The 17,953-nt window shown below is 68.9% G+C and carries 20 protein-coding genes; 10 read left to right on the forward strand and 10 right to left on the reverse strand.

What is annotated here, in order from left to right; all coding sequences use genetic code 11:
* Window positions 1-37 precede the first annotated feature (37 nt).
* Window positions 38-928 (reverse strand): RimK family alpha-L-glutamate ligase, encoded by an 891-nt coding sequence (locus CQ039_RS14725; protein ID WP_105564831.1) that lies wholly within the window; start codon window positions 926-928, stop codon window positions 38-40.
* A gap of 97 nt (window positions 929-1,025) precedes the next feature.
* On the opposite strand from CQ039_RS14725, the gene CQ039_RS14730 reads away from it, so the two are divergent.
* The 5 genes from CQ039_RS14730 (at window position 1,026) to CQ039_RS14750 (ending at window position 3,867) form a co-directional block, all read left to right on the forward strand.
* On the forward strand, window positions 1,026-2,048 hold the full coding sequence (locus CQ039_RS14730; protein ID WP_105564852.1) for an adenosine kinase: 1,023 nt from the start codon (window positions 1,026-1,028) through the stop codon (window positions 2,046-2,048).
* Between the two features lie 66 nt (window positions 2,049-2,114).
* Entirely contained in the window at window positions 2,115-2,834 is a 720-nt protein-coding gene (locus CQ039_RS14735; protein WP_105564832.1) for a heme ABC transporter permease, read from the forward strand.
* Window positions 2,835-2,844: 10 nt separating this feature from the next.
* Window positions 2,845-2,997, forward strand: coding sequence for a heme exporter protein CcmD (gene ccmD, locus CQ039_RS14740; RefSeq protein ID WP_105564833.1), 153 nt, complete (start codon window positions 2,845-2,847; stop codon window positions 2,995-2,997).
* Window positions 2,994-3,554 carry a DsbE family thiol:disulfide interchange protein gene (locus CQ039_RS14745; protein WP_105564834.1) on the forward strand — a complete coding sequence of 187 codons (561 nt, stop codon included), beginning with the start codon at window positions 2,994-2,996 and terminating at the stop codon, window positions 3,552-3,554. Before ccmD ends, CQ039_RS14745 begins: the two co-directional genes overlap by 4 nt.
* 73 nt (window positions 3,555-3,627) lie before the next feature.
* The gene (locus CQ039_RS14750; RefSeq protein ID WP_105564835.1) at window positions 3,628-3,867 is read left to right on the forward strand and encodes a hypothetical protein; all 240 of its coding nucleotides are present in this window, start codon (window positions 3,628-3,630) and stop codon (window positions 3,865-3,867) included.
* Window positions 3,868-4,015: 148 nt separating this feature from the next.
* On the opposite strand, the gene CQ039_RS14755 is transcribed toward CQ039_RS14750, so the two are convergent.
* The 3 genes from CQ039_RS14755 to ftsY form a co-directional block, all read right to left on the reverse strand.
* Window positions 4,016-4,663, reverse strand: a complete 648-nt coding sequence (locus CQ039_RS14755) for a MarR family winged helix-turn-helix transcriptional regulator (RefSeq protein WP_105564836.1) — start codon at window positions 4,661-4,663, stop codon at window positions 4,016-4,018.
* Between the two features lie 210 nt (window positions 4,664-4,873).
* The gene (locus tag CQ039_RS14760; protein WP_105564837.1) at window positions 4,874-5,518 is read right to left on the reverse strand and encodes an inner membrane-spanning protein YciB; all 645 of its coding nucleotides are present in this window, start codon (window positions 5,516-5,518) and stop codon (window positions 4,874-4,876) included.
* Between the two features lie 6 nt (window positions 5,519-5,524).
* On the reverse strand, window positions 5,525-6,460 hold the full coding sequence (ftsY, locus tag CQ039_RS14765; RefSeq protein WP_105564838.1) for a signal recognition particle-docking protein FtsY: 936 nt from the start codon (window positions 6,458-6,460) through the stop codon (window positions 5,525-5,527).
* A 189-nt stretch (window positions 6,461-6,649) separates the two neighbouring features.
* On the opposite strand from ftsY, the gene CQ039_RS14770 reads away from it, so the two are divergent.
* The 3 genes from CQ039_RS14770 (at window position 6,650) to CQ039_RS14780 (ending at window position 9,744) form a co-directional block, all read left to right on the forward strand.
* Window positions 6,650-8,698, forward strand: coding sequence for an NAD(+) synthase (locus CQ039_RS14770; RefSeq protein ID WP_105564839.1), 2,049 nt, complete (start codon window positions 6,650-6,652; stop codon window positions 8,696-8,698).
* Between the two features lie 152 nt (window positions 8,699-8,850).
* Window positions 8,851-9,453, forward strand: coding sequence for a DUF4168 domain-containing protein (locus CQ039_RS14775; RefSeq protein WP_105564840.1), 603 nt, complete (start codon window positions 8,851-8,853; stop codon window positions 9,451-9,453).
* A 66-nt stretch (window positions 9,454-9,519) separates the two neighbouring features.
* A complete protein-coding gene (locus CQ039_RS14780; RefSeq protein ID WP_017506643.1) occupies window positions 9,520-9,744 on the forward strand; it encodes an alkylphosphonate utilization protein in 225 nt (74 codons plus the stop codon).
* Window positions 9,745-9,806: 62 nt separating this feature from the next.
* Here CQ039_RS14780 and CQ039_RS14785 read toward each other — a convergent pair whose 3' ends face one another.
* The 3 genes from CQ039_RS14785 to CQ039_RS14795 form a co-directional block, all read right to left on the reverse strand.
* Window positions 9,807-10,703: an alpha/beta fold hydrolase gene (locus CQ039_RS14785; protein WP_105564841.1), complete on the reverse strand. Its 897-nt coding sequence runs from the start codon at window positions 10,701-10,703 to the stop codon at window positions 9,807-9,809.
* A 68-nt stretch (window positions 10,704-10,771) separates the two neighbouring features.
* Window positions 10,772-11,281, reverse strand: coding sequence for an HAD-IIIA family hydrolase (locus CQ039_RS14790; RefSeq protein ID WP_105564842.1), 510 nt, complete (start codon window positions 11,279-11,281; stop codon window positions 10,772-10,774).
* Entirely contained in the window at window positions 11,278-12,396 is a 1,119-nt protein-coding gene (locus CQ039_RS14795) for an AGE family epimerase/isomerase (protein WP_105564843.1), read from the reverse strand. The genes CQ039_RS14790 and CQ039_RS14795 overlap by 4 nt, the downstream gene beginning before the upstream one ends.
* A gap of 181 nt (window positions 12,397-12,577) precedes the next feature.
* Between CQ039_RS14795 and CQ039_RS14800 the strand changes: the two genes are divergently transcribed.
* Both CQ039_RS14800 and CQ039_RS14805 read left to right on the forward strand, forming a co-directional pair.
* Window positions 12,578-13,738 (forward strand): DegT/DnrJ/EryC1/StrS aminotransferase family protein, encoded by a 1,161-nt coding sequence (locus CQ039_RS14800; RefSeq protein ID WP_105564853.1) that lies wholly within the window; start codon window positions 12,578-12,580, stop codon window positions 13,736-13,738.
* A gap of 5 nt (window positions 13,739-13,743) precedes the next feature.
* On the forward strand, window positions 13,744-14,676 hold the full coding sequence (locus CQ039_RS14805) for a Gfo/Idh/MocA family protein (protein WP_105564844.1): 933 nt from the start codon (window positions 13,744-13,746) through the stop codon (window positions 14,674-14,676).
* On the opposite strand, the gene CQ039_RS14810 is transcribed toward CQ039_RS14805, so the two are convergent.
* The 3 genes from CQ039_RS14810 to CQ039_RS14820 form a co-directional block, all read right to left on the reverse strand.
* Window positions 14,673-16,346: an MHYT domain-containing protein gene (locus CQ039_RS14810; RefSeq protein WP_105564845.1), complete on the reverse strand. Its 1,674-nt coding sequence runs from the start codon at window positions 16,344-16,346 to the stop codon at window positions 14,673-14,675. The two genes, CQ039_RS14805 and CQ039_RS14810, sit on opposite strands and share 4 nt — an antisense overlap.
* A gap of 95 nt (window positions 16,347-16,441) precedes the next feature.
* Window positions 16,442-16,909, reverse strand: a complete 468-nt coding sequence (locus CQ039_RS14815) for a MaoC family dehydratase (RefSeq protein WP_105564846.1) — start codon at window positions 16,907-16,909, stop codon at window positions 16,442-16,444.
* Window positions 16,910-16,968: 59 nt separating this feature from the next.
* Window positions 16,969-17,943, reverse strand: coding sequence for a threonine/serine dehydratase (locus CQ039_RS14820; RefSeq protein WP_105564847.1), 975 nt, complete (start codon window positions 17,941-17,943; stop codon window positions 16,969-16,971).
* Between the last annotated feature and the right edge of the window lie 10 nt (window positions 17,944-17,953).

Consider the following 17,953-nt stretch of genomic DNA (forward strand, 5'->3'; position numbering starts at 1 on the left):
CACCCAACCCTCCCCCCTCGAGGGGGAGGGCTCCTGACTACAGCCCCAACCGGTCCGCCACCGCCCGCCCGAAGCGGGCGCCCGCCTCGGGGGCGGCGCCGAGGTAGAAGTCGGGCTCGATCAGTTCGGCCTCCATCAGCAGCCACTGGCCGTCGGCGTCGGGCACCATGTCGATGCGGGCGTAGAGCAGCGGCTCGTCGATGGCGGCGAGCGTGCGTTCGGCCAGGGCCAGGGCGCCCTCTGGGGGCTGATCCAGACGTTGATACTGGCCGCCGTACTGGACCTGGATGCGGAACTCGTCAGCGTGGGCCGGGCGCTTGTTGACCACGTGGCTCAGCTCGCCGCCGAAGAAGAGCAGCGAGGTCTCGCCCTCAGTGCCAATGGTCGGCAGGAAGGGCTGGATCATGGCCCCGCCGATGGGGGCGTCGGCCAGGACATCCTCCAGCAGGTCGCCCGCCGCGACCTTGAGCGTGCGCCAGGCGCCGCCGGACACGGTCGGCTTGACGATCAACTGTTCGGCGCCGGTGGCGGCGAAGGCGGCTTCGACCACGGCGGGGCTGGCGTGGTCGGTCCAGATGGTCGGCGGGATGGCCACGCCCTTTTCCGCCAGCCGGGCCAGATAGCGTTTGTCGGAGTTCCAGTTCAGGACCTCGGCGGGATTGGCCAGGGAGGCGCCCGCCTCGGCCCAGGTCGTGCAGGCCTGCATCCAGCGGTCGTGATCGCGGTGGTAGCCCCAGACGATCAGCGGCAGGACCAGGGGATAGTCCATCAGGCCGTGGGCGCTCTCGACATGATCGGTCCAGGGCGTGGGCCGGGCCTTGATCCCGGCCGTGGCCAGCGCGGCCGACAGGCGGTCCAGCACGCCCGGCCATTGCCCGGCATAGGAGGGGTCGGCGGGATCGGGGGTCAGGACGGCGACGTCGGTCATGCGATTACTCCTCGGACGGGAACTGCATAGGCTGTTTTCAGCGGCGTCGAAATGCCCGGTGCTGGCGTCGCGGCCCTTGTCCCGCTATGGGGCGACCATGACCCAGAACAACGCTCCCGCCCGCTTCGACGTCTGCGCCGTCGGCAACGCCATCGTCGACGTGCTGAGCCCATGCGAGCCCGCCTTCCTCGACGCCCAGGGCCTGACGCCGGGCTCGATGCAACTGGTGGACGAGGCGCAGAGCGCGGCCCTCTATGACGCCATGGCGGCGGGGGTCGAGGCCTCGGGCGGTTCAGCCGGCAACACCGTGGCCGGCGTCGGTTCGTTCGGCGGGCGCGCGGCCTATATCGGCAAGGTGGCCAAGGACACCCTGGGCGAGGTCTTCAGCCACGACATTCGCGCCGCCGGCGTCCACTTCGACACCCCGGTTCTGGAAGGCGGCGCGGGTTCGGGCTTCGGCACCGGCCGCTGCCTGATCAACGTCACGCCCGACGCCCAGCGCACCATGTGCACCTTCCTCGGCGCCGCCAACCAGCTGACGACCGCCGACATCGACGCCGAGCTGATCGGCGCCAGCGAGATCGTCTATCTGGAAGGCTATCTGTTCGACCCGGCCCCGGCCCGCGCCGCCTTCGAGGCCGCCGCTGCTGCGGCTCATGCTGCGGGCCGCAAGGTCGCCATCACCCTGTCGGACAGCTTTGTCGTTCACCGCTGGCGCGCCGAGCTGCTGGCCTTCATCGAGGCCTCGGCGGACATCGTCCTGGCCAATGAGGCTGAACTGCACGCCCTGTTCGAGACCGAGGACTTCGATACCGCCGCCGCCCACCTGGGCCGCATCGTCGAGGTCGCCGCCGTGACGCGCGGGGCCGCCGGTTCGGTCCTCTTCCGCGGCGACGAGCGGGTCGAGATCGCCGCCTTCCCCGTCGACAAGGTGGTCGACACCACGGGCGCGGGCGATCAGTACGCCGCCGGCGTGCTGCTGGGTCTGGCGCGCGGCCTGAGCCTGGCCGAGGCCGGCGCCCTGGGTTCGCTGGCCGCCTCGGAAGTGATCGCCCACTGGGGGCCGCGTCCGATGGTCAAGCTAGAGGCCCTGGCCGCCGAGCACGGGCTGACGCTCTGATCGCGACCAGAGGTCACGCGCGGGGGGCGCTTGCCGTTCCCCGCCGCGCCGCGTAATCGGCGGACCATGTTCGGCCTCGCCAATCCCGACCGCTTCATGCGCTTCACCCGCCCGGTCACGCCGGTGCTGTGGGGGCTGGCGCTTGTCCTGCTGGCGGCGGGAACCTGGCTCAGCTTCACCGCGCCCGCCGACTATCAGCAGGGCGACACGGTGCGGATCATGTTCATCCATGTGCCGGCCGCGACCCTGGGGCTTGGCGCCTATGCGGCGCTGGGCGTGTCCAGCTTCTTCGCCCTGGTATTTCGTCACCCGCTGGCCGACGCCGCCGCGCGCGCCGCCGCCCTGCCGGGGGCGGTGCTGACGGGTCTGGCCCTGATCACCGGCTCGCTGTGGGGCCAGCCCATGTGGGGGACCTGGTGGGTATGGGACGCGCGGCTGACCAGCGTGCTGGTGCTCTTCCTGTTCTACCTCGGCTACATGGCCCTGCGCGCCTCGATCGACGATGAGGCCAAGGCCGGGCGGGCCGCTGCGGTGCTCGGCCTGGTCGGGCTGATCAACCTGCCCATCGTCAAGTTTTCGGTCGACTGGTGGAACACCCTGCATCAGCCGGCGTCCTTGCTGCGGGCGGGCGGGACGAGTCTGGACCCGGCTTATCTGGCGCCTCTGCTGACCATGATGGCGGCCTATGGGATGCTGTTCGGGGCCGTCTGGCTGACGTCGATCCGCACCGAGGTGCGCCGTCGTCGCGTCCTGACCCTGCGCGCTCGCGCGGCGCAAGAAGCGTAAGGAGCCGCCGATGCTGGATCTCGACATGAGCCCTTACGGCGTCTTCGTCTGGTCGTCCTGGGCCATCAGCGCGGTCGCCCTGGCCGCCATTTCGATCCGCGCCCTGCTCGCCGCCCGGCGCTGGAAGCGCGAACTGGCCCGTCTGGAAGAGACGCGCAAATGAACCGCTGGTTCGCCCTGATCCCCATCGCCGCCTTGCTGGCCGTGGGCGGTTTCCTGATGTTCCAGCTGAACACCATGTCCGGCGCGCCGGGCGAGGGGCGGTCCTACAAGCCCGACGCCCTGGTCGGCCAGCCGATCCCGCAGACGGTCCTGCCGATCCTGCAGGGCGAGGTCGAGACCAATCAACGGCTGGACCTGAAGACGGCGGGCGTCGGCAAGCCGATGATCGTCAACCTGTTCGCCAGCTGGTGCGCGCCCTGCCGTCTGGAGCACCCGCAGCTGATGAAGCTGAAGGCGCAAGGGATCAATGTGATCGGCGTCGCCTACAAGGACGATCCCGTCGCCACCCGCGCCTTCCTCGACGAACTGGGCGATCCCTATGCCCTGGTGCTGGTGGACCGCGAGGGGCGGGCGGGGCTGGACCTGGGGGTCTCGGGCGTGCCGGAGAGCTTTGCCGTGGACGCCTATGGAACCATCGTCGCCAAGTCCTCGGGGCCGGTGCTGACCGACGCCGATCTGCAGAAGCTGGTGGACGCGTTGAAAGCGCCGCCGCGCTGAGACGACCTTCAGCGCGAAACAGGGTGAATCGCGCATTAACCATATCTAGACCCTTTGGGCGGATCGTCGGCCCATGTCCGCGATTCCTTCAGACCGCCCGGCCTTCCCGCCTCCCGCAGGCGGCGCGGCCCATGCGCTGAGAACCTCCCAGTCCGCCTTCTTCCGCGCGGCCATGGGCATGAGCGCGCCGACGCCCGCCGCCGTTCCGGTCGAGACGCGGGCGGATACGCCGGTCCGCGCCGCCCCGGCGCCTGAAGCCTCGGCGACGACGCGCTATCAGCGGCCGGGGTCGCTGCTGGATATTCGGGTCTGACCCCATAACAACCGTCACCCTCGGGCTTGTCCCGAGGGCCTATGGCGGCGGCCCGAACGGCGCGGCGTCTTTCAGGATGCGAGGCCAGGATGCGAGGCGTGTGTGGAACGATGGGCCCTCGGGACAAGCCCGAGGGTGACGAAGGGGGTTAGGCCTTCGCGACATCCTTGAGCGGGATGATCACCGCTTCGGTCGCGGCCGGTTCGACGACTGGCTCAATGGCCTTCTTCTTCTTTTTCGGCTTGGCGCCGTCCTGGGCCTTCTTTGCGGCCTTCTCGGCCTTGCGGGCGTCCTTGGCCGCCTTCTTGGCGATCTTGGCCTCGGCCTTGGCCTGCTCGGGGGCGGCGTCGGCGGCGTCGGTCAGGCTGGTCAGCAGGTCGAGGAAACCCTCGCGCTTGGCCTTGGGCAGCAGGGCCAGGATGCGCTTGTCGGCGGCCTCGACGCGGGGGCGGGCGGCCTCCAGCGCGGCCTGACCGGCCTCGGACAGGCGCACCGCCTTGGCGCGGGCGTCCAGCGCCGAGCGTTCGCGCTCCAGCAGGCCCTTGGCGGTCATGCGCGCGACCAGGTCGGCCAGGGTCGAGCGGTCGATGCCGGTGGCCTTGACCAGATCGGTCTGGGTCAGGCCCGAGCGCACCGAGACCGCCTCCAGCACCGCGAACTGGCGCTGGGTCAGGCCATCGGGGCCGGCTTCTTCGGCATAGATGTCGAGCGAGAGCTGCAACACCCGGTGCATCAGGTGGCTGGGCGAATCCGCCAGGCCGCCCTTGATCTTCGCCTGCTTGCCTGACTTGACCATCGTCTTCGTTTCCCGTTCCGGCCGCGAGGAGAGGGCCGGACATGGCGTGACAGCTAACAGCCGCGCTTTACGCTTTGACGACGGTAAGCCTGACGGTTTGAAGACATTTTGTCTGGGCCTACCGCGCTTCGCGCTACTTGAGGCCCCGGCAGAAGAGCTAGGGCGCCGAGCAGGCACCACGACTTAGATCGTCAGAACGCAGACGGTTCCCTAGAGCCCCGTGTCGGGCGAGATGGGGCCGGGCTCTTCGTCCTTGATCATGTTCTTCATGATCAGCGGCACCTGGCACAGGCCGAAGATGGAGGCGGCGATCCACAGGACGCCGCGGAAGGCGGTCCAGACGCCGTTGGGGTCGGGCACGCCCAGGTTCAGCGCCGACCAGATGGCGGTGACGGCCGCGGGACTGCGGAAGACCTCGTTGGCGATGGCGACGGCCAGGAAGTAGAGGCCGTAGCGCAAAGTCAGCGTGCGCCAGGCGGCGTCCGTCACCTTGATGGCCGAGCCGAGCAGGGCCTTGAACGGCGACTTCTTCAGCGGGATGGAGCCCAGTAGGACAGCGGCCAGAAGGCCGTTCTGCACCGTCAGCTTTAGCTTCACGAACAGGTCGTCGTCGGTGAGGATGGTCAGGGCGCCGAAGACCAGGGCGAAGCCGCCGGTGATCAGCGGCATGGGGGCCAGGCGCCGCTCCAGCACGAAGCCGACGGCCAGGGCGATCATCGAGGCGATAACCAGAACCCAGGTGGCCTTGATCATGTCGCGGGTGATGAAATAGGCGGCCATGAAGGCGATCAGGGCGCCGAAATCGACGGCCTGACGGATCCACTGGGGACGCTTGGTCTCGGACGCTTCACTCATACGCTTCTAGTCCTCAAGCCCGACCAGTGATCGGGAAAACGCGCGCGCGTCGAAGGGTTGCAGGTCGTCGACGCCCTCGCCGACGCCGATCAGCTTGATCGGGGCGTCCGAGGCCTGGGCAACGGGGACCAGGACCCCGCCGCGCGCCGTGCCGTCCAGCTTGGTCATGACGACGCCTGAGACATAGGCCGTGCGGCCGAAGATCTTTTCCTGCTCCAGGGCGTTGCGGCCCACCGTCGCATCAAGCACCAGCAGGGTCTCGTGCGGGGCCTCGGCATCGACCTTTTTCAGCACGCGGACGATCTTCAGCAGCTCGTCCATCAGGGTCGACTTGTTCTGCAGCCGCCCGGCGGTGTCGATCAGGACCACGTCGTAGCCCTCGGCTTTCGCCTTGGTATAGGCGTCGAAGGCCAGGCCGGCGGCGTCGGCGCCGTCGCGGCGGCTCTCGAAATCGGCCCCGGCGCGCTCGGCCCAGACCTTGAGCTGTTCGCGGGCGGCGGCGCGGAAGGTGTCGCCGGCGACGATCATCACCTTGGCGCCCTTGGCGGTCAGGTCCGAGGCGATCTTGCCGAGCGTCGTGGTCTTGCCCGAGCCGTTCACGCCGACGAACAGGACGACATAGGGCTTGGGCCCGCTGAGAGGATCAAACGTCGCCTGACGCGGCAGCAGTTCGGCGGCCACGGCCTCGGCCAGGGCCTCCTTGATCTCGCGCTCGTCGGAGGTCTTGCCGAAGCGCAGCTCGCGGAAGCGCTCGACGATGCGGGCCGAGGCGGCGGGCCCCAGGTCGCTCTCGATCAGGTGCTCTTCCAGCCGCTCCAGCGCCTCTTCGGACAGAGGCTCCTTCACGAAGGTCGAGACGACCTGTTCGGTCATCTGTTTGGAGGAGCGGGACAGACCCGCGCTCAGTCGCTGGAACCAGCCTTTTTTGGGCGTATCGCTCATGCTGCGAGCCTTAGCCGACGCCGGTTCGCAGGTCACGAACTTCCCACTGCATCCCGCTCATCCCGGCGGACGCCGGGATCCAGTCCTTTGGGTTCCGGGCGCAACCCTATATTGATCAGGCAGGCCGCAAGGTCTGTGCCTATGGCTCTCACTGGATCCCGGCGTCCGCCGGGATGAGCGGATGGATTGATGGTTTCCCACGGTTCTCACCCCTTCCACGCCCCGCGCGCCCACGGCTTCGTGCGCGTCGCCGCCGCGACCCCGGTGGTCCATGTCGCCGACCCGGCCGCCAACGCCGAGGAACACGCAGCCCTGATCCGTCAGGCGGGCGTGGCGGGCGTGGACTTGCTGGTCTTTCCTGAACTCTCGCTGAGCGCCTACGCCATCGACGACCTGCTGATGCAGGCGGCTCTGCTGGAAGAGGTCGAGCGTCGCATCGCCGAGCTGGCCGAGGTGGCTGACGAAGCAGGCGTCATCGCCGTGATCGGCGCGCCGATCCGCAACGGCGACGCCCTGTTCAACTGTGCCGTGGTGCTGGGCGGCGGCGAGGTGCTGGGCGTCGTGCCCAAGACCTACCTGCCCAACTACCGGGAATATTACGAAAAGCGCTGGTTCGCACCGGCCGCCAGCCGGTCCGAGGACGCGGTCGTCTTGAACGGAGAGAGCGTCGATTTCGCGCCGGGTCTGATCTTCGAGGCGAGCAACCGGCCGGGCTTCGTCTTTGCGGTCGAGATCTGCGAGGACTTCTGGGCGCCCCAGCCGCCCTCGACGCGGGCGGCGCTCGCAGGGGCGCGCATCCTGTGCAACCTGTCGGCCTCCAACATCGTCATCGGCAAGGCGGACGAGCGGGCCTTGTTGTGCGCCAGCCAGTCCAGCCGCACCCTGTCGGCCTATGTCTTCGCCGCCTCGGGCTGGGGCGAGAGCACAACCGATCTGGCCTGGGACGGTCAGGCGACCATCCATGAACTGGGCGCGAAACTGGCCGAGGGCGAGCGGTTCGCGCTGGAAAGTCATCTGACCGTCGCCGACGTGGACGTGGACCGCATCGGTCTGGACCGGCTGCGCAACGGCACCTTCGCCGACTGCGCCCGGCTGGAAGGCGAGGCGGCGACGGTGGTTCCGTTCGAGGCGGGGCCGGGGCCGGGCGACGCCCTGATCCGTCCGCTGGACCGCTTCCCCTTTGTGCCCGATGACGCGGCGCGTCTGGATCAGGACTGTTTCGAAGCCTTCAATATCCAGGTCCAGGGCCTGATGCGGCGGATGACGGCCACGGGGTCGAAGACCCTGGTCATCGGCGTCTCGGGGGGGCTGGATTCGACCCAGGCTCTGCTGGTGGCCTGTCGGGCTTTCGATCGGCTGAAGTTGCCGCGCACGGGGATTCTGGCCTTTACGATGCCGGGCTTTGCGACGTCGGACGGCACGAAGTCCAACGCCTGGGCGCTGATGACGGCCCTGGGGGTGACGGGGGCCGAGATCGACATCCGCCCCGCCGCCGAGCAGATGCTGCGCGACATCGGCCATGCCTTCGCCGACGGCCAGCCGGTCCACGACATCACCTTCGAGAACGTCCAGGCGGGTCTGCGCACCGACTATCTGTTCCGCCTGGCCAATCAGAACCACGGCTTTGTGCTGGGCACGGGCGACCTGTCGGAACTGGCCCTGGGCTGGTGCACCTATGGCGTCGGCGACCACATGAGCCACTACAACGTCAACGGCGGGGTGGCGAAGACCCTGATCCAGCACCTGATCCGCTGGGTCGCCGAGGGCGGTCTGGTGGGCGAGGCGGCGAGGCCGACGTTGCAGGCCATCCTGGCCACCGAGATCTCGCCCGAACTGGTGCCGGCGGGCGCCGATGGGGCGATCCAGTCGACGCAGTCCATCGTCGGCCCCTATGCCCTGAACGACTTCTTCCTCTTCTACATCAGCCGCTTTGGGATGAAGCCGTCCAAGGTCGCCTATCTGGCGCATCAGGCCTGGGGCGACGCCACGACGGGAAGCTGGCCGGTCGGCCTGCCGGAGGGCGAGCGGGTCGCCTATGATCTGGCGACCATCAAGGCCTGGCTGAGGAAGTTCCTGATCCGCTTCTTCCAGACCAGCCAGTTCAAGCGTTCGGCCGTGCCCAATGGGCCCAAGGTGGTGACCGGCGGCTCTCTATCGCCGCGCGGCGACTGGCGGGCGCCGTCGGATTCCTCGGCGCGCGTCTGGCTGGATGAACTGGACGCCCATACGCCCGATTGACGACCTGGGGTTTACGCGCCCGCATGACGCGGGTTAGCGTTCGGACCTCCCCGCCCTCTGTGAGCCTGACACAACCCGGTCGTGCGGGAGAGCCCGGACCCCTGTCTGGGTCAGCCTTGGGCTGAGCGTTCGGGACTGCAGAAGGATAAGCCATGCGTATTGCAACGGCCGCCGCCCCGACCGCCATTCTGGCCCTGTTCATGACCGCCGCGCCCGCCCTGGCGCAGGACGCCGCCACCCCGCCTCCGGCCGCCGCGCCGGCCCCAGCGGGCGATCCCACGGACGCTGAACTGGCCCAGTTCGCCGCCGCCATGACGACGGTGCAGGGCGTGGCCGCCTCCGTCCAGAACGGCGCCCCGACGGCTGAGCAACAGGCCGAAATGGCCGCCGCCGTGCAGAATTCGGGCCTGGCGGTCGAACGCTTCAACGCCATTTCAGCCGCTGTCTCGGGCGATCCCGTGTTGCAGGCCCGCGCCGCTGTGGCGGGGACGACGCCGTCCGCGCCCGGCTCGGTCGGGGCGAGCGTCACTGACGCCGAAGCCGGCCAGTTCGCCGCCGCCATGGGCGAGATTTCCGGTCTCGCCCGCGCCCTGAACGGTGCTCAACCCAGTGCCGAGCAGCAGGCCCAGATGGCCTCGGCCATCACGGATGCCGGCCTCGATATCGAGCGTTTCAACGCCATTTCCGCCGCCACGGGCCAGGATGCGCATCTTCAGGCGCGCATCGCCCTTGCTCAGGCGCGTCTGGCCGAATAGGCCCTGAGGAGGCGGGGCTGTCGCGGATGCGGCGGCCCTCTTTCTTCAATTCAGGCGGGATCGATCATGACCGACGACGTGACCAAGGACTCCAACGGCAACATCCTGGCCGACGGCGACAGCGTGACCCTGATCAAGGACCTGAAGGTCAAGGGCTCGGGCGGGGTGACGCTGAAGCGCGGGACCCTGGTCAAGAACATCCGCCTGACCGGCGACCCCGACGAGATCGAGGCCAATGTCGAAAAGGTGCGCGGGCTGGTGTTGCGCACGGAGTTTGTGAAGAAGGCTTGATGCTGGGCCTACCGCGCTTTGCGCTACTTGAGGCCGCATAGGCGGTCATCCCGGAAGCGGCGTCAGCTGACCCCGGTCAGGAAGGTCAGGATGCCGGCGCGGGCTTCGGGCTCGTCGAGCATGGGGGCGTGGCCGATCCCTGGAACCTCGACATAGGCCATGTCGGGCGCTGTTTCGCGCATACGCCCGGCGATCTCGGCGCTCAGCAGGTCCGAGGCGCCGCCGCGCACCAGCAGGGCCGGCCGTCCCGTCGTCAGGGCCTTGAAGGCTGGCCATAGGTCGGGGACCAGGGCCGCAGCCCCCGCCGCCTTGATCGGGACCGAGATGTCGGGGTCGTAGTTCAGCGCCGGCTGGCCGTCGGCGCCCTCACGGAAGATGCGACGGGCGAAGGCGTCCCAGTCGGCGGCGTCATACTGGGGGAAGGCGACGGCGTTGATGTCGCGGGCATAGGCGGCGGCGTCCGTCCAGTTGCGGATCTCGACCTTTCGGCCGGTATAGGCCGCGATGCGGGCCAGACCCTCGGCGGCCACCTCGGGCCCCACGTCATTGATGACGGCGGCGGCGATGGCCTGGGGCTGGATCGCGGCCAGGGCCATGGTGATCAACCCGCCCATGGAGGTGCCGAGGAAGACGGCCTTGGCGATCCCCGTCTGCTCCATCAGGGCGATGACGTCGCGGGCATAGACGTCGGGCCTGTAGGTCATGGGATCGGTCGCGCGATCCGACAGGCCGCGCCCGCGCACGTCGACGGCCAGGACGCGGCGGCCGCTCTGCGCCATCAGCCCGGCGATGACGCCGAAGTCGGCGCTGTTGCGGGTCAGGCCGTGGATGGCGATGACCGGCAGGCCCGCCGCCCCCGCCGCCGGGGCATAGTCGCGGGCGAACAGGCTCAGACCGTCCGGCGAGGTCCAGCGGCGCTCGACGTAGCGTTCGGCAAAGGGCGAGGTCTGGGCGGGCATGGTCGTCTTCTCCGGCGGTTTCTTATGACCTTGGCTGTGAGATTAATTCACCAGATGAAGAATTGCGATCAACCGATCAGCACGCCCGCGACAAAGTGATCGAGGTCGCCGCCCTCGGGGAAGCGATGGCCGGCCACCCCCGCACGCCGCGCCGCCTCCATGTCCGAGGGCTGGTCGCCGATCATCAGCGAGCGAGCGGGGTCGAGGTCGTGCTCGGCGATGGCGCGAAGCAGCATGCCGGGGTTGGGCTTGCGGTCGGGGTGGTCGGGGTGACGATAGCGCGCGTCCACGGCCTCGGCATGGTGCGGGGCGGCATAGACGGCGTCGATGCGGGCGCCGGCCTCGGCCAGACGCTCGACCAGCAGGGCGTTGAAGCCGTGCATCGTTTCTTCGCTGAACAGGCCGCGCGCCACGCCGGACTGGTTGGTGACGATGACGACGACATAGCCGGCGTCGTTCAGCCGCTTCACCGCCTCGGCGGCGCCGGGGATCAGCACCAGCTGGTCGGGGCGGTGCGGATAGCCGCAGTCGAAGATCAGCACGCCGTCGCGGTCGAGAAAAGCAGCAGGCCGGCTCATGCGGGCTCCGTCAGCAGGGCCGAGAAGGCGGTCATCAGGTGATAGAGGGTCGAGGCGGGGACGGAGGCGTCCTGGGCGCGGCCCTCGGCGTCATAGCTGTCGATCCATAGGCCCGGCGTTTCGGTCGCCAGATGGGTGGCGAAGACGGCGTCGGTCAGGCTGAGGGCGCGTTCGGTCTGGTCGCGCAGCAGGAAGGTGCGGATGGCCTCGGTCTGCCCCCACAGGCGGCGACCGGCGTCGCGGACGGCGCCGATGCGGTCGACTTCGCGGACCATCAGGCCCTGGGCGTCGACGCCATTGGTTAGGGCCGAGGCGAAGAGGGCCTGGGCCTGTCGCTCATGACCGTCGAAGCCGAGGCGTCGCGCCTGATCCAGCAGCCAGATCCACTCCATGTGATGGCCGGGCTCGACCACCTGTCCGGGGCCGCCGGAAGCGACGGTCCAGTCCGCGGTGAAGAACTCGCCCAGCACCAGGTGTTCGCGGTCGAAGAAGCGCCGGTTGAACAGGTTCAGCACGGACCGCGCCGCCGCCTCGAAGGCCGGGTCGGGGGCGACGGCCTGCCAGGCCAGCAGGGCCTCCAGCATGTGCATGTGCGGGTTCTGGCGGCGCGGCAGGACGGGGGGCAGGGCCTCCTGCCAGCCGCCGCGGACCGGATCGGCCATGTGGGTTTCGATGGCCGCCAGCGTCGACAGGGCCAGGGGCAGGGCGCGCTCGTCCTTCAATACGCGGTGGGCGGCGGCGAGGGCGAACAGGACAAAGGCCAGGTCGTAGAGGTCGGGCGTGGGGTCGATGACGGCGCCCGCGTCATTGAGAGCGCGGACCCACAGGCCGTCTTCACGGCGGTAGTCGCGGATCAGGGCGTCCAATCCGCGTCGGGCGACCGCCGCGCCGCCATTTTCCTTTTCTGGCCAGCCCAGGGCGACGGCTTCGCAAAAGACATAGACCTGGCGCGCCTGGACCCGCGTGCGGCGCGGGGCGCCGATGATCGGACGGCCGTCGAAGTCGAGTTTCTCGAAGAAGCGGCCCTCGGCGTCGACCCCGGCCTCGGCCCACAGGGGCAGGGCCTGGCCGAACAGCCAGTCGCGGACCTGATTTTGCGTCGTCGAGAGCGTCATGATCCCTTGGGCTTAGGCAGGCTTGCGGGCTTTGCCAAGTCGAGCTTTCGTTGCAACCGGCAACGCGAAGTGACCCTGGCGAGTTTGGTGCTGGGCGGCGGCTTTGATAGGAGGCCGCAACGACATAACCTCCTCCCTGTCCGCGCGCGGCGTCGCGCAGGGCGTCATCGAGAGAGCCTTCATGACCATTCCCTTCATCGACCTTCAGGCCCAGCGCCTTCGCCTCGGCGGCAAGATCGAGGCTGCCGTCGCCGACGCCGTCGTCGGCGGCGCCTGGGTCATGGGCCCGCAGGTGCGCCAGTTCGAGGCCGACCTGGCCGCCTTTGGCGCCGCCAAGCACGCCCTCGGTTGCGCCAACGGCACAGACGCCCTGGCCCTGCCGCTGATGGCCTGGGGCGTGGGACGCGGCGACGCTGTCTTCGTCCCCAGCTTCACCTTCGCCGCCACCGCCGAGGTCGTGCCCTGGTTCGACGCCGAGCCGGTTTTCATCGACGTGGACGAGGCGACCTACAACATGGACCCGGCCCATCTGGAGGCGGCCATCGAGGCGACGCTGAAGGAAGGCCGTCTGAAGCCGCGCGTGGTCATCGCCGTCGACCTGTTCGGCCAGCCCGCCGACTATCCGGCGATCAAGGCCATCTGCGACAAGTACGGCCTGAAACTGATCTCGGACTCGGCGCAAGGCTTCGGCTGCACCATCGACGGCGAGCACCCTTTGAAGTGGGCCGACATCACCACCACCAGCTTCTTCCCGGCCAAGCCGCTGGGTTGCTACGGCGACGGCGGGGCGGTGCTGACCAATGACGACGAACTGGCCCAGCTGATCGATTCCATCCGCGTGCACGGCAAGGCGGTGGCGGTCGACCTGAAGGACAAGACCTTCGACCACGACCCCAAATACCTGAACATGCGCATCGGCCTGAACAGCCGTCTGGACACCATCCAGGCCGCCGTCCTGATCGAGAAGCTGAAGGTCTTCGGTCAGGAGATCGAGTGGCGCAACCGCATCGCCGCCCGCTACAATGACGGTCTGCGCGCTCATGTCGCCGCCGTGCCGGACGTGCCGGCGGGCAATGTCTCGAACTGGGCGCAATACACCATCGAGCACGAGGACCGCGACGCCCTGGCCGCGCATCTGAAAGAGCAGGGGGTGCCGACGGCGGTCTACTACCCGATCCCGCTGCACCTGCAGCCCGCCTATGACATGTATCCGCGCGGTCCGCAGGGCCTGCCGGTCACCGAGCGCCTGATGCAGCGCGTCATCAGCCTGCCGATGCATTCGGATCTGGACGAGGCGACGCAAGATCGCATCATCGCCGCCGTCGCCAGCTTCAAGGCCTGATCCTCATGACCCAGCAGACCCCCCTCAAGATCGGCGTCGCCGGCGCCGGCGTCATGGGCCGCAACCACGCCCGCGTCCTGTCCGAACTGCGCGACGTCGAGCTGACGACCGTGTTTGATCCCGACGCCGTGACGGCCGAGGGCGTGGCCGAAGCCTATGGCGCCACCGCCGTGACCACGGCCCAGGCCTTTGTCGCCGCCGGCCTGGACGCCGCCGTCATCGCCACGCCGAACCGCTTCCACGCCGAGCTGGGCGTGGCCCTGCTGAACGCCGGGGTGCATGTGCTGGTGGAGAAGCCGATCGCGGCCACCGTGGCGGACGCCCAGGCCATGATCGACGCGGCCAAGGCCAATAACCGCGTGCTGATGGTCGGCCATGTCGAGCGCTTCAACCCGGCGGTGGACACGGTCAAGCGCGCCATCGACGGCGACGAGATCATCTCCATCCAGATCACCCGCGTCGGCCCCTTCCCGCCGCGCATGGGCGAGGTCGGGGTGGTCATCGACCTGGCGGTGCACGACATCGACATCATCCGTCACCTGACGGGCTCAGAGGTGGTCGAGGTCCAGTCGTTGCTGGGCCATACCCACGCCTCGCGCGAAGATTCGGCCCTGCTGCAGTTCCGCATGGCCAATGACGTGATCGCCCATATCACCACCAACTGGGTCACGCCCTACAAGACCCGCACCCTGCAGGTCGCCACCAAGAACCGCTTCATCGTCGCCGACCTGATCACCCGTCAGGTGACCGAGTATTTCGGCCAGCAGCCGGACGGTTCCTATTCGACGCGGATGCTCAACTCCTGGCCCGCCGAGCCGCTCAAGAAGGAGCACGAGGCCTTCGTCCACGCCATCCGCACCGGCGAGACGGCGGCGGTCTCGGGCGAGGACGGCCTGCGCAACCTGGAAGTCGCCCTGCGCTGCCTGGGCGAGCGCTAGGTCTTAGGCGCGGCGCCGGGGCGGAACCTCAGGCGGCAATGCAGGCGGCCCTCGGCGTAGTCCATGCTTGCCGACCCGGCCAGGGTGTTGCGGATGCTGACGTCGATCAGACGCGAGCCGAAGCCTGAGCGCGTCGGCGGGGCGACGCTTGGGCCGCCGTGCTCGATCCAGTCCAGGGTGATCAGGCCGCCGTCGTCGGCCTCGCTCCAGGCGACATCGACCCAGCCGGGCGCGCCTTCAGGGCAGCTGAGGGCGCCGTATTTGGCGGCGTTCGTCACCAGCTCGTGCAGGATCAGGCCCATGGACAGGGCCTGTTCGGCCTCCAGGGTCACCTCCGGGCCCTGCATCCGCAGCCGGTCCTCGGCATAGGGACGGAACTCCAGCAGGATCAGATCGCGCAGGCGGGCGCGCTCCCAGCCGTTGGCGGTCAAGAGGTTGTGGGTGTCCGACAGGGCGATCAGCCGCGCCTCGAACAGGCGCATGAAGTCCTCGACGCTGCTGGAGCGGCGCGCGGTCAGGGCGGCGATCGACTGGATGGTGGCCAGGGTGTTCTTGACCCTGTGGTTCAGCTCATTGATCAGCAGGCGCTGGCGGTGCTCGCTGGTGGCCAGGGCGGCGAAGGCCTGACGCCGGTCGGTCACGTCGGTGATCACCCCGGCCAGCTTGAGCGGGCGGCCGGACCGCGAGCGGAGCAGCCGGCCGCGCAGCAGCAGCCAGCGGCCGCTGTCGCGCATCTGATACTCGGCATTGTATTCGCCATCGCCGTTGAGGGCTCGGGCCAGGGTGGCGGCGCGTCGGGGCAGGTCTTCGGGCTTCAGCTTGCGCACGAAGTCGCGGGCGCCGAAGGCCTCGCCGTGGGCCAGGTCGAGGTATTTGCGCGCCCTACCGGACAGCCAGAGCGTCTGCCCCGGAAGGCTCAGCTCCCAGTAGCCGACCCCGCCCGCGTCGATGATCGAGATCAGCTTGTCGCGCTGGCCGATCATGGAGGCCGCCAGGGCCAGGAAAAGGATGACCACGGTGACGGCGGCGACGCCGATGGCCAGCATCAGGGGCGGGGCGCCCGGCGGGTGCGTCGTCGCCGCCGTCTGCAGCGGGGTCAGGGTCAGCGCCGCCATGGCGAAATAGTGCATGCCCACGACCGCCAGGCCCAGAACGACCGCCGCCGCCAGCCGCCACAGGGGCGCGCGCGCCCGCTCGGCTGCGAACAAGGCGATGATGGAGGCGGACAGGGCGATGACCGCCGACAGGGCGACCAGGGCGGGCGCATAGGTCAGGGCGACCGTGGTGCGCAGCGCCGCCATGCCGAGGTAGTGCATGGCGCAGATGCCGCCGCCCATGATGACCCCGGCCAGGATGAGGCGGCCTGTTCCTCGGCCCTGCGAGGCGATCAGAAAGGCGAGGCAGGACCCGGCGATCGCCAACAGGAAGGAGGCGGCGGTCAGCGTCAGGTCATAGTGGACCGGGCCGCCGGGGTTGAAGCCCAGCATGGCGATGAAATGCATCGACCAGACGCCGCCGCCCATGGCCATCGCCGCCGTGGCCAGCCAGATCAGCCGCGCGGCGCCCTGTCGTCCGCGCACCTGCTGGAACAGGTCCAGGGCCGTCCAGGCGGCGAAAACAGCCACCAGAACGGACAGGCCGCCGAAAGGCGAGACGAGGTGTGGGTGCACGGTTCAGCCTCCCTCGATCTGACGTGCGCGGCGTTATTATGGTTTACAGGAGCGCCGTTCTTCGACGCTTGTCCAGCGCCAGAAACGCTCCGTCGTCAGACGTTCACCATCTGCATCGACAGCCATTCGGCGATCAGGGCTGGCTTGTCGGCGCCCTCGATCTCGACGGTCAGTTCGTGCTTCAGCAGCCAGCGGGCCACCCCGTCCTGGGCGCCCTTGTCCTCGGCGGACAGCAGCCTGAAACGGCCGCGAATGTTCGACCCGGCCGGGACCGGGGCGAGGAAGCGCAGTTTGTCGAAGCCGTAGTTGACGCCCATGACCATGCCGTCCAGCGGGGCGACGGCGTCATAGCTCATGGCCGAGGCCAGGCTGAGGGTCAGAAACCCATGCGCAATGGTCCCGCCGAACGGCGTGGCCCTGGCCCGCTCGGGATCAATGTGGATGAACTGCTCGTCCTCGGTGATCTTGGCGAAGGCGTCGATGCGGGCCTGATCGACGGTGATCCAGCGGCTGAGGCCGACCTCCTGGCCGACCAGGGATGGCAGATCGCGCGGCGTTGTCATCGGGGCCCCTCCGTTTGACGCAGCCTTGACTGCGTCGCGGGCGGGCGCAAGGGGCGGGATCAGCCCTTGAACCGGTCCTCGATGATCTCGGCGAACAGACCCGGATCGACATTGCCGCCGGACAGGACGATCCCTGTGGTCAGACCCTTGGCCGAGATCTTGCCTGACAGCAGGGCCGCCAGGGACACGGCGCCGCCGGGCTCGACGACCAGCTTCAGCCAGCGGAAGGCGAAGCGCATGGCCTCGGCCACCTCGGCGTCGGTGACGAGGGCGGCGCCCGCCAGACGCTGGTTGATCGGCCAGGTCAGTTCGCCCGGCATGGGGGCCATCAGGGCGTCGCAGATGGAGGGCGCGCCTTGCGGATGGGCGGTGCGTTTGCCGGCTTCCAGCGAGCGGCGGGTGTCGTCAAAGGCCTCGGGCTCGACCACGATGACGCGGGTGTCCGGGCTCCGTTCGGCCATGACCAGGTTGACGCCGGCGATCAGACCGCCGCCCGAGGCGCCGCACAAAAGCTGGTCCACGGGGACGCCCGCCTGTTCCAGCATCTCCAGCCCGACCGTGCCCTGACCCTCGATGACGAAGGGATCGTCGAAGGGCGGGACCAGGATGGAGCCGCGTTCCGCTGCGATCTCGGCGCCGATGGCCTCGCGGCTTTCGGTCCAGCGATCGTAGAAGCGCACCTCGCCGCCGAAGACGCGAACGCCCTCGACCTTCACCGTCGGGCTGTCTGACGGCATGACGATCAGGGCGCGGGTTCCCACCGCCTGGGCCGCCGCAGCGACCCCTTGCGCGTGGTTGCCCGAGGAATAGGCCACGACGCCGCGCGTCTTCTCTTCATCCGTCAGGCGGCTGATGCGGTTATAGGCCCCGCGGAACTTGAAGGCGCCCGCGACCTGTAGGGTCTCAGCCTTCATCAGCACGCGCCCGCCGACCGCCGCGTTCAGGGCCGGATGCTCGATCAGCGGCGTGCGGACGGCGGCGGGGGCGATCTGGCGGGCGGCGTCGAGGACGCCTTGGAAGGAGGGGGTGTGCATGAGTTTCCTC

Source organism: Brevundimonas sp. MYb52 (assembly GCF_002979535.1).
In the GTDB taxonomy this organism is placed as follows: Bacteria; Pseudomonadota; Alphaproteobacteria; order Caulobacterales; family Caulobacteraceae; genus Brevundimonas.